The sequence below is a fragment of the Anaerosporobacter faecicola genome, from assembly GCF_012070565.1.
GTDB classification, from domain to species: domain Bacteria; phylum Bacillota; class Clostridia; order Lachnospirales; family Lachnospiraceae; genus Anaerosporobacter; species Anaerosporobacter faecicola.
Genome location: NZ_JAAQRO010000011.1, coordinates 89,716 through 101,311, shown reverse-complemented (window position 1 = coordinate 101,311; position 11,596 = coordinate 89,716). Strand labels below are relative to the sequence as shown.

Below are 11,596 nucleotides of genomic sequence, written 5' to 3'. Positions count from 1 at the left end.
CTATCTTTCTATAGGAATAACCCGTTGTTATTAGTAATACAATGAATTAATAACAGAATGAGGGTTAACTATGGCAACCAATCGAACCTATAATCGGAGAAATATTTTTGTTGTTTATACAATTATAATGTTGATCGCGTGTTTGTTGATTGTTCGTCTTGCATATATTATGGTATATCGAGCAGATTATTATGGCGTACGAGCACAACAATTGCACGAAAGAGAACGGCCAATCAAGGCGGAAAGAGGAATCATCTATGATAGAAATGGAGTTGAAATTGCGTCTAATAAACCAGTTTGTACGATCTCCGTAATCCATAGTCAGATTAAAGACCCAGAGACAGTAATTCGCCTGTTATCGGAAACATTGGGATTAAGTGAAGAAAAAGTAAGAAAACGTGTAGAAAAAGTTTCTTCTATTGAAAGAATCAAATCCAATGTAGACAAAGAAACGGCAGATAAGATCCGTAATTTTGATTTAGATGGAGTAATGGTTGATGAGGATTATAAAAGATATTACCCATATGGTTCGCTGGCATCCAAAGTAATCGGTTTTACCGGTAGTGATAATCAAGGAATTATCGGATTGGAAGTAGATTATGATGAAGTACTGCAAGGAATTGATGGTACAATTTTAACATTGACCACCGCACAGGGATTAGAGATTGAAAATGCAGCAGAAGATCGTGTGGAACCCATTGCAGGGAATAATCTGACATTAAGTATCGATGTAAACATCCAACAGTATTGTGAACAAGCTGCAAAAAAGGTACTGGAGGAAAAAGAAGCAAAAAGTGTGAAGATGATCTTGATGAATCCACAGAATGGAGAAATCTATTCTATGGTGAACTATCCGGAATTTGATCTTAATGACCCTTATACTTTGACAGTGCAAACGGGGGTGGACACAGACACATTAACCGATAAAGAGAAAAATGATTTATTGAACGAGATGTGGAGAAATCCATGCATAAGTGATACGTATGAGCCAGGATCTACATTTAAGACAGTAATCGCAGCTTCTGCGTTGGAAGAAGGGGTGGTAAAACTAACAGATAATTTCTTCTGTCCGGGCTATAAGATTGTAGAGGATCGAAAGATTCGATGTCATAAGGTAGGCGGACATGGAGCAGAAACATTTGTGGATGGAATAATGAATTCATGTAACCCAGTATTCATGGAAGTTGGGGCAAGAGTTGGTGCAGAAAATTTATATAAAAATTTTAAAAAACTTGGCTTGTTCAATCGAACAGGAATTGATGTACCTGGAGAAGCAAATTCGATCATGCATAAAATAGAAGATATTGAAGCAGTGGAACTTGCCACCATATCATTCGGGCAATCCTTTCAGATTACCCCACTTCAATTGTTACGTGCTGCTAGCGCTATCATTAATGGAGGTAAATTAATCACTCCCCATTTTGGTGTTTCCGTTACGAATCCAGAGACTGGTTATGTACAGGAACTACAGTATGATGTGAAAGAAGGCGCATTGTCCAAAGAAACGTCAGAGACAATGAAACAGTTGTTAGAAGCTGTTGTAGCAGATGGAAGTGGTAAGAATGCATACCTTCCCGGATTTCGTATTGGTGGAAAAACAGCAACTTCTGAAAAATTACCAAGAGGAACCGGTAAGTATATCTCATCCTTTATTGGTTTTGCCCCTGCCAATGACCCAAAAGTAATTGCAATCGTTTTAATTGATGAACCAACAGGAATTTATTATGGTGGTACAATAGCAGCTCCTGTAATTGCAGATGTATTCAGCAATGTACTTCCTTATCTAGGAATTGAAGAAAACTATTCAGAAGAGGAAAAGGAGAAATTCGAAATTGGAAGTTTTCAGGTACCGAATTTTTTAGGGAAAACAAAAGAAGAGGTAGCAGAACTGATTAAAATATATGAATTCGGTGAAATATACTATATAGGGGAAGGCGATACCGTAGCGGAGCAATTTCCACTAGAGGGAGAGCAAGTCAACAAAAATAGTGACTTGATTCTATATCTTGATTAGATTATAATTAATAAGTTAGGCGAGTCTGCTAAATTATAGAGAAGACTCAAACTTCTGGCTGAAAGTCTATAAGGAAAATGACAGAGTATACAAGTGATCTTGTGATCTTGTGTTCTTATGCTTGAAGCTTGAAAATATAAGATATACGTATGAAAATACGAGGTGAATGGCATGAATACTATAATAGTATTACCGGTACTGTTGTCGTTTGTAATAACGATTCTATTGTGCCCAATTGTAATTCCATTTCTAAGAAGACTGAAATTTGGGCAATACATTCGTGATGAAGGACCTAGGTCACACCAGAAAAAATCGGGAACTCCTACAATGGGTGGTATCGTAATACTAGTCAGTATTGTAATCACATGCTTATTCTATATCAAAGATTACCCCAATATAATCCCAATCCTTTTTGTGACATTGGGCTTCGGGTTAATTGGATTCTTAGATGACTACATCAAGATCGTTATGAAGCGAAATCTAGGCTTACGTGCATGGCAAAAGATGTTAGGACAGATTACTGTTACTGCTATTTTTGGGTATTACTTAATGAATGACACAGAAATTGGAACAGCAGTACTCATCCCTTTTTCGGGAGGAAAGATGGTAGAGAGCTCATGGATGTTTATACCGATGTTCTTTCTTATCATGCTAGGTACGGTAAATGGTTCTAATTTTACAGATGGACTTGATGGATTAGAATCCAGTGTGACGGTGTTAATTGCCACATTCTTTTCTGTTGTTGCTATGATTGCTCCAATCGGAGAAAATAGTGGGATATCACCAATAACTTGTGCTGTTGCTGGTAGCTTATTGGGTTTTTTAATTTATAATGTATATCCAGCTAGAGTTTTTATGGGAGATACTGGTTCTCTTGCTTTGGGTGGTTTTGTAGCTTCCACTGCATTCGTGTTACAGATGCCCTTATATATAGGAATCGTAGCCGTAATTTATTTTGTGGAAGTCTTGTCAGTGATTATTCAAGTACTGTATTTTAAATTATCTGGGGGCAAGAGAATCTTTAAAATGGCGCCAATCCACCACCATTTTGAATTGTGTGGCTGGTCAGAGACAAGGGTAGTTGCTGTATTCTCAATAATTACAGCAATCCTTTGCATCATAGCATTTGGTGCCATGTAAATATATTAAGTACACAGGCAAATAGTCTTGTACAGATGGGAGAAAAGTATGGAATTAGAGAATAAAAATGTATTAGTTATGGGAACAGGAATAAGTGGAATTGCGGCAACCAATCTATTGAAAAAAGTAAAAGCGAATGTAATTCTTTTTGATTCGAATGCGGACTTAGCTAAGGAAGAAGTAGAAAAACGCCTTGGTAATACAGAAGGTGTAACCATCATAACAGGAGATTTATCCGATGAAGTAATTGGTACATTGGATCTTATGGTCATTAGTCCTGGAGTTCCAACGGATCTTCCAATCGTGAATAAAATTCGTAAAACGGGAGTGGTGATCTGGGGTGAAATTGAATTAGCATATCAATTTGAAAAAGGCCATGTTGCAGCAATCACTGGTACGAATGGCAAAACGACTACAACTGCATTGACTGGTGCGATAATGAAAGCGTATTTTGAGAAGGTGTTTGTTGTTGGAAATATTGGTATTCCATATACCAGTTCGGTATCGAAGACAACGGATGATTCTGTTACAGTAGCGGAGATGAGTAGTTTCCAATTGGAAACCATTCAGGATTTTCGACCATCTGTTAGTGCAATCTTGAATATAACACCAGATCATCTGAACCGACATCATACAATGGAGAAATACATTCAAGCTAAAGTTAATATTACAAAGAATCAGACCCCATATGATACATGTGTATTGAATTATGAAGACGAGATTCTTCGAGAGGTAGGGAAAAAGTTAAATGTTCATGTAATCTACTTTAGTTCGGAACGAGAACTAGAGGAGGGAATCTTTCTAAGAGGAGAAGAGATATTTAGCCGTTTTGATGGAATTGAGACGTTGATTTGCAACGTTCATGATTTGAAATTAATTGGAAAACATAGCTATGAAAATGTCATGGCAGGAGTTGCGATTGCGATTTCACTGGATGTTCCAATGGATGTCATTAAGAAAGCAATCTGTGCATTTGAAGCGGTAGAACATAGAATAGAATATGTTACAACAAAACGTGGTGTAAAGTACTATAATGATTCCAAAGGAACCAATCCGGATGCAGCAATTAAGGCAATACAATCGATGTCAACAAAAACGGTGTTGATCGGTGGTGGTTATGATAAGAATTCGGATTACAAAGAGTGGATTGAAGCATTTGACGGGAAAGTTAAGAAGTTAGTATTGATTGGGCAGACAAAGGAAAAGATTGCAGAGACAGCAAGAGAATGTGGCTTTACAGATTATGTATTTGCAGATACGTTCGAAGAAGCAATGGCAATTTGTATAGATGAAGCGAAACCTGGAGAAGCAGTCTTATTATCACCAGCCTGTGCTAGTTGGGGAATGTTTAAGAACTTTGAACAAAGAGGAGAAATCTTCAAAGAATTAGTGTATAAGATCGAAGAATAGTTTTGCTGATTCCTGTTCTGGGAAAGACTCAAAACGAGAAAGGCAGGAGGATAGAAAGTGGCACAAAGTGAAAATAGAAGAATGACACAAAAGAGAAAAAGGCATAGCTATTATGATTATAGTTTACTGTTTCTAACCTTGTTTCTTGTTTGTTTTGGGTTGGTAATGATATACAGTACAAGTTCATTTAATGCACAAAGAATGTACGGTGATGAGACGCATTTTTTGAAACAACAAGCATTAGCAGTTTTGTTGGGAATCACGGCCATGCTGATAATTTCTAAGATTGATTATCGAATCTTTTTGAAAAGAGTATTAGGTTTACCAGTTCGTTTGGTTACATTAATCTACATAGGTGCTGTAGGACTTCAGGTTGCCGTTCTTATCTTTGGTAGAGAAGTAAAAGGTGCAAAACGGTGGATTGATCTTGGCTTCATATCATTCCAACCGTCCGATCTTTCTAAGATCGCTACCATACTTTTTGTTGCATATGTGGTAAATCTTGCCCCAAGAAGACTGGATAAAATAACAGGATTCTTTCGTGTGGCAGTCTATATGGCACCATTGCTTGGATTGATTGCCAAGGAAAACTTAAGTACTGCAATCGTAATTGCTGGTATTATGGTTTCGGTATGTTTCGTAGCCAGTCGTAAGAAGCTGTATTTCATCGTGGTAGGAATTATATGTGTCCTTGTTGGTTCGCTCTATGTATTCGGAGTAGGGTATCGAAGTGAGCGTGTGGATGTATGGAGAAATGTTGAAACACATCCAAAGGGATTTCAGATTTTGCAAGGACTGTTTGCGATTGCATCTGGAGGAATCTTTGGTACCGGCCTAGGGGAAAGTATGCAAAAGCTTGGTTTTATACCAGAGGCACACAATGATATGATCTTTACAATTATCTGCGAAGAACTAGGATTGTTCGGAGCAATCGCAGTCATTTTGCTATTTGTACTCCTGTTATGGAGATTGTTCATAATCGCTATTAATGCACCTGATTTATTTGGAGGGTTGATCGCAGTTGGTATATTAGCACATATTGCGATTCAGGTAATTCTTAACATTGCCGTTGTAACGAATTCCATTCCTTCCACAGGTATTCCACTTCCATTCATTAGTTATGGTGGAACATCGGTATCGGTATTATTAGCAGAGATTGGAGTGGCACTTAGTGTATCCAACCAGATTAGAAACGAAAGATAAGAGGGAATGTTTTTCATTTTGCACACATATTTTATCAGGTCATATAATATATTATATTTATGGACTGTTAGGGGTGTGCGCTGTGACTTATATTCAGGTTACTGGAGGCAAAAAGCTTCACGGTGATATTGAAATACAGGGGTCGAAAAACGCGGTACTTCCTATTTTGGCTGCCAGTTTGTTGCATAATGGTGTTACAACAATCCACCATTGTCCGATTATCTCTGATGTAGAATGTATGATTCGAATCTTGGAATGTATTGGCTGTAAAGTAAAGAAGGAACATTCTACTTTAATCGTAGATGCTTCACAGTTGAATAGTTATCGTATACCAGATGAGTATGTTTCGAGAATGCGATCGTCCATCATTCTGTTAGGACCTTTGTTAGGAAGGCAACATTTTGTTACGATTTCCTATCCAGGTGGCTGTACGATAGGTGCCAGACCAATTGATCTGCATGTGAAAGGGCTGAGACGATTGAATGTTGATATCGTGGAAGCGAATGAATTACTTACATGTATGACAACCAAATTGCAGGGAAATGAAGTGAATTTGTCATTCCCTAGTGTAGGTGCAACGGAGAATATCCTATTAGCTGCAGTTCTTGCAGAAGGAACAACATGTATTAATAACGTTGCCAAAGAACCTGAAATTGAAGAACTGTGCCGATTCCTTCAGAATATGGGAGCAAAGATTAAAGGAATTGGAACGGATACACTTGTTGTAGAAGGTGTGAAACAAGCAGATTTACATGATAGTGAGTTTACAGTGAAAGCAGATCGAATCGTGACAGGCACGTATATGGCTGCAGTAGCAGCAACTGGTGGAAAGGTTTTCCTGCGTGGGGCTGTCAAAGAGCATATGGAGGAGGTAATTCAAGTCGTTGATCAGATGGGGTGCATAACGAAAGCTACTCCAGAAGGAATTTTAATCAATCAGAAAGCTAGACCCAACGCTTATGATCTATTGAGAACAAAACCGTATCCAGGATTCCCAACGGATCTACAGTCACCATTCATGGCGGCATTGTCTATTGCGAAAGGAAATAGTATCTTGATTGAGAATATTTTTGAAGCAAGATATAAAGTGGTGAAAGAATTATTAGCGATGGGGGCCAATATAGAGATTGATGGGAAAGTCGCGATTGTTCGTGGAGTGAATGCTTTAAAGGGGGCGGCGGTACGGTCCTATGAATTACGTGGTGGAGCTGCGCTTGTAATTGCAGGTCTTGTTGCTAAAGGCGTAACCAATATTCATTCCATTTCATATATACAAAGAGGATATGAAGATATCTGTGGAGATTTGCAGAAGCTTGGTGCAAATATTCTATATAGGCAAGAGGAAGCAGATCAGGAATAACATGAATGCAATAAACGTAACAGTAAAAAGGAAAGAAAATATAAAAAAGAAAATAATAGTAAATGAACAGAATGTAGTCGAACACAACGTATTCATTAATATAGAAACAACCCACCATAAGAAAGCAATCATCTTATGGTGGGAAAATAGAATATGTTTGAAAAAACAAGATGAAGAAAATGGTGATAAAGTATGAAAAACGATCCGAAAAGAAAAGGAAAGATAAAGAAAAAGATCATAGGAATCTTACTATTGGTCTTGGTTGCAGGAATCGCAATCTTCTTGCAGATGAGTAAGATCAAGAGTATCACTGTTGTTGGTTGTGAACGGTATTCGAAGGAAGAAATCAAAGATATATTGAAAGCAGATACAAAATACAATAATAGTTTATATCTCTATTTAAAATACAAATACGGTAAACCAAAAGATGTTCCATTTATTGAATACATGGACGTACAGCTCACAAGTATTAACACACTTAAGGTACATGTATATGAAAAAGCGATCTTTGGTTGTATCAAATATCTTGGAGATTATATGTATTTTGATAAGGATGGAATTATTGTTGATAGTTCGAATGAACGCTATGAGGGAATCCCAATTGTTACGGGTCTTTCTTTTAATGAAATGATTCTAACAAAGAAATTAGCCATTCAAAAGGACAAGCTTTTTGATGTGATCAAAGATTTGACTAGGCTCATACATAAATACGAAATTACAATTGATACGATCCAGTTTGAATCAGATGACGAGGTTGTTATGTATAACGATGACATTAAGATTCTACTTGGAAAACGTGATATGTATGACGAAACTGTTGCCGAATTAAAGAATATGCTGCCGAATATTGAGGGAAAAAAAGGTATTTTACACATGGAAGATTTCACAACAGGAAAAAAGACCTATTTTGAGATTACAAAGTAAATTTCTTTTAATTAAGGGTTGATTATTTAATTCAGAAAAGATATTATATTATATAGTTATGATGTTATCATTGTAAGTAATTTTATAGCATGGCGCAAAGCATACGCATAGCGTATTTCTTAAGGGGGATTAATAGAATCGCCTAGGGGAGTGATTTTATTTTATGAAAATTGATATTAGTATAAAGGAGGAAGTACCTTGCTTGAAATAAGAACGAACGAATCTGATTCAACTGCGAAAATACTTGTCATTGGAGTTGGTGGTGCTGGCAATAATGCTGTTAATCGAATGATAGAAGAAAACATTAAGGGAGTTGAATTCATCTGTATTAATACAGATAACCAACATTTAAAAACTTGTAAGGCACCTACATGTTTACAAATTGGTGAAAAACTTACGAAAGGTTTAGGTGCAGGTGCTAAACCTGAAGTTGGTGCAAAAGCCGCTGAAGAAAATGTCGAAGACATTACGGAAATCGTAAAGGGTGCAGACATGGTATTTGTTACTTGTGGTATGGGTGGTGGTACCGGTACAGGTGCAGCTCCTGTTGTAGCTCAGATTGCAAAAGAACTAGGAATCCTTACCGTTGGTATCGTAACAAAACCTTTTAAATTTGAAGCAAAAGCAAGAATGAATAATGCCATTTCTGGTATTGAACGTTTGAAAGAAAATGTAGATACATTGATCGTTATTCCAAATGATCGACTTCTTGAAATTGTTGATCGCAGAACAACGATGCCTGATGCGTTACGTAAGGCAGATGAAGTACTTCAGCAAGGTGTTCAAGGTATTACCGATTTGATTAATGTTCCTGGTTTAATTAATCTAGATTTTGCCGATGTGCAAACAGTAATGAAAGATAAAGGTGTTGCACATATTGGAATCGGTGTTGCACATGGCGATGACAAATGTGTGGAAGCTGTTAAACAGGCAATCACTAGTCCACTACTTGAAACAACGATCGAAGGTGCTTCCCATGTAATCATCAATATATCTGGAGATATTAGTTTGATTGAAGCAAATGAAGCAGCTACCTATGTTCAAGAATTAGCAGGAGAAAGTGCGAATATTATCTTTGGTGCAATGTATGATGAAGCGACTCCAGATCAATGTACAATTACGGTAATTGCTACAGGGTTGGAAGAATCCTCACAAAAAGAACCAGTGAAGGCACCATCCTTTATTAATCAAGGTTTAAATCGTACGACTACAACAACACAAGCTCCTAAGTTTGGAACAGGAATGAATAGTAGTACAAGCTCTACAACAACGAATACGACAAGTTTCCAAAGAACTGGATCGTTATCACATACGCAGCAATTACAATCACAGACTGCGGCAACAAGACCTACACAAACATATACGAGACCAGTATCACAAGATACAGATCATGAAGGAATCAAGATTCCTGAATTTTTAAAGAAAAATCGTAAATAAATATAGCTCCTTATTAGGAGATGGTTCAAAAATCATGTGCTTAAGGATATCGCTTGCACATGATTTTTGAACATACAAGACAGAGAAGAGCTTGTTATCGCTTATGCGAATAACAAGCTCTTCTCTGTTTACTCTTCAAAAGTATTCTAAAACAACAGGAAACATGGGAAAAACACACATATATACAAAAAGTTTTTCCTATTATGTTGTATCTGCCTATATTCTGTAGGATTGTGTTCCACTATGATGAAAAGTAAATGGAAAAAATAACCAAATAGTGACAAAAAACATAGGAAGTGTGAGGTATAATAAAATCACTGAGTGCGTGAGATGATCACGTCGTTTCGGTATTTGAATTTGAATAACAGGTGGGGGTGAACATTGAGACTTGAGATTTACATGGATGTAGTATTTGGAGTAAATCTTATTATGGATTACTTGCTTCTTGGAATGATGCAAAAGATAGTAAAACGGGAGAGTAAAAGAGGTCGAAAAATCTTGGCGGCGGTACTAGGCGGGTTGGGAGCTTGTCTAAGCATTTGCATACCGATTTTTCGTTCTGGTGTATCGGCTATACTTATAGGAATTATAATAGCAGGTGGAATGCTATGTATTGCATTTCGATACAAAACGGTAAAATCACTTGCCAAGGATATCTTCATGTACTATGCGATTACTTTTTTAGTAGGAGGCATCCTTAATTATTTCTATTACTATACGAGCGTAGGATATTATCTTACAGAGTTTATACGTGGATTGCCGAAAAAAGCACTTGATCTTACCTTTTTATTTGTTTTATTTGGTATCGCAAGTGGTTTTATCCATATATTTAAACAGGTATTACAGCAGATGAAAGGAACAAGGGAGTTGTTCTATGATGTGGAGTTGGTATTTGGAGACAAAAAGATAAATTGTAAGGGTTTTTTGGATACAGGAAATCAATTGAGAGAGCCAATATCAATGAAACCTGTTGTTATTGCTGATATGGCGGGAATTAAAGAAATACTACCTGAAGAGTTAATTGATTATGCAGAATGCTTTTCCTGTGACGCGAAGCATAAGAATATTGACCGTTATGCTGTAAAGATAAAATGGATTCCTTATCATGCTGTGGGAACGGAGGAAGGAATCTTACCAGGGATCGTATTTGATGAAGTTAATATTCTGAAAGAAGAAACCGTCATACATAATCCGAATATAACAGTTGCAATTTATCAGGGAAAACTAACGGTGGATAATGGGTATCATGTAATCTTACACAAGGAATTATTATAGCGGGAGGAATGGAGCATGTTGTTAAAGGTATCAATACCAAATAAATTTCAATTTCGAGTAATACCAGATTTTCGCAATGTTATATTTAAGCAAAGAGGCGATATTCACTATATTGGTGGTGCGGAAGTGTTACCTGCACCATTGGATACAGAACGTGAATCAGATATTATCTCGCAATTGGGAACAGACGATGATGCAAAAGCAAAATCGATATTGGTCGAGCATAATTTGCGTTTAGTTGTGTACATAGCGAAGAAGTTTGATAATACGGGTGTTGGTGTCGAGGATCTGATTTCTATTGGAACGATTGGGTTAATTAAAGCAATCAATACGTTCAAGCCAGATAAAAATATTAAGTTAGCAACCTATGCTTCTAGGTGTATCGAAAACGAAATTTTGATGTATTTACGTAGAAATAATAAAACGAAATTAGAAGTTTCGATTGATGAGCCATTGAATGTGGATTGGGATGGAAATGAGTTGCTTCTTTCGGATATTCTTGGAACAGATGAAGATATCATCTATAAGAATATTGAAGATGAAGTCGACCGAAAACTATTGAATAAAGCATTGGAAAAATTAAGTGAACGGGAACGTGTTATTGTTCAGTTACGGTTTGGATTGAATTCGAAAGATGGTGCAGAGAAGACACAAAAAGAAGTTGCAGATCTATTAGGAATATCCCAATCCTATATCTCTAGGTTGGAAAAAAAGATTATGAAACGACTAAAGAAAGAAATCGTTCGACTAGAATAGAATGATGGTAAAAAGTACTAAATAATGAAAAATATAATAAGTATAAAGTGCCAGTAATTAGCACATCATTTATGTAT

10 protein-coding genes are annotated in these 11,596 nt (G+C 36.7%); all 10 read left to right on the top strand.

Features of this window, described 5'->3' with window-relative positions:
• Positions 1 to 70 precede the first annotated feature (70 nt).
• The gene (locus tag HBB17_RS07630) at positions 71 to 2,014 is read left to right on the top strand and encodes a penicillin-binding transpeptidase domain-containing protein (RefSeq protein ID WP_167956900.1); all 1,944 of its coding nucleotides are present in this window, start codon (positions 71 to 73) and stop codon (positions 2,012 to 2,014) included.
• Between the two features lie 171 nt (positions 2,015 to 2,185).
• On the top strand, positions 2,186 to 3,154 hold the full coding sequence (gene mraY / locus HBB17_RS07625) for a phospho-N-acetylmuramoyl-pentapeptide-transferase (RefSeq protein WP_167956899.1): 969 nt from the start codon (positions 2,186 to 2,188) through the stop codon (positions 3,152 to 3,154).
• A gap of 48 nt (positions 3,155 to 3,202) precedes the next feature.
• Entirely contained in the window at positions 3,203 to 4,564 is a 1,362-nt protein-coding gene (gene murD / locus HBB17_RS07620; RefSeq protein WP_167956898.1) for a UDP-N-acetylmuramoyl-L-alanine--D-glutamate ligase, read from the top strand.
• Between the two features lie 57 nt (positions 4,565 to 4,621).
• Positions 4,622 to 5,767: an FtsW/RodA/SpoVE family cell cycle protein gene (locus tag HBB17_RS07615; protein WP_330588181.1), complete on the top strand. Its 1,146-nt coding sequence runs from the start codon at positions 4,622 to 4,624 to the stop codon at positions 5,765 to 5,767.
• 82 nt (positions 5,768 to 5,849) lie between these two features.
• Complete coding sequence (murA, locus tag HBB17_RS07610; protein ID WP_167956897.1) at positions 5,850 to 7,127, top strand: UDP-N-acetylglucosamine 1-carboxyvinyltransferase; 1,278 nt, start codon at positions 5,850 to 5,852, stop codon at positions 7,125 to 7,127.
• Position 7,128: 1 nt separating this feature from the next.
• Positions 7,129 to 7,323 carry a hypothetical protein gene (locus tag HBB17_RS07605; protein ID WP_167956896.1) on the top strand — a complete coding sequence of 65 codons (195 nt, stop codon included), beginning with the start codon at positions 7,129 to 7,131 and terminating at the stop codon, positions 7,321 to 7,323.
• A complete protein-coding gene (locus HBB17_RS07600) occupies positions 7,320 to 8,051 on the top strand; it encodes a cell division protein FtsQ/DivIB (protein ID WP_167956895.1) in 732 nt (243 codons plus the stop codon). Before HBB17_RS07605 ends, HBB17_RS07600 begins: the two co-directional genes overlap by 4 nt.
• A 198-nt stretch (positions 8,052 to 8,249) precedes the next feature.
• Positions 8,250 to 9,488 (top strand): cell division protein FtsZ, encoded by a 1,239-nt coding sequence (gene ftsZ, locus HBB17_RS07595; RefSeq protein WP_167956894.1) that lies wholly within the window; start codon positions 8,250 to 8,252, stop codon positions 9,486 to 9,488.
• 399 nt (positions 9,489 to 9,887) lie between these two features.
• Positions 9,888 to 10,763, top strand: a complete 876-nt coding sequence (locus tag HBB17_RS07590) for a sigma-E processing peptidase SpoIIGA (protein ID WP_167956893.1) — start codon at positions 9,888 to 9,890, stop codon at positions 10,761 to 10,763.
• 15 nt (positions 10,764 to 10,778) lie between these two features.
• Positions 10,779 to 11,519, top strand: coding sequence for an RNA polymerase sporulation sigma factor SigE (gene sigE / locus HBB17_RS07585; protein WP_167956892.1), 741 nt, complete (start codon positions 10,779 to 10,781; stop codon positions 11,517 to 11,519).
• Positions 11,520 to 11,596: the final 77 nt, after the last annotated feature.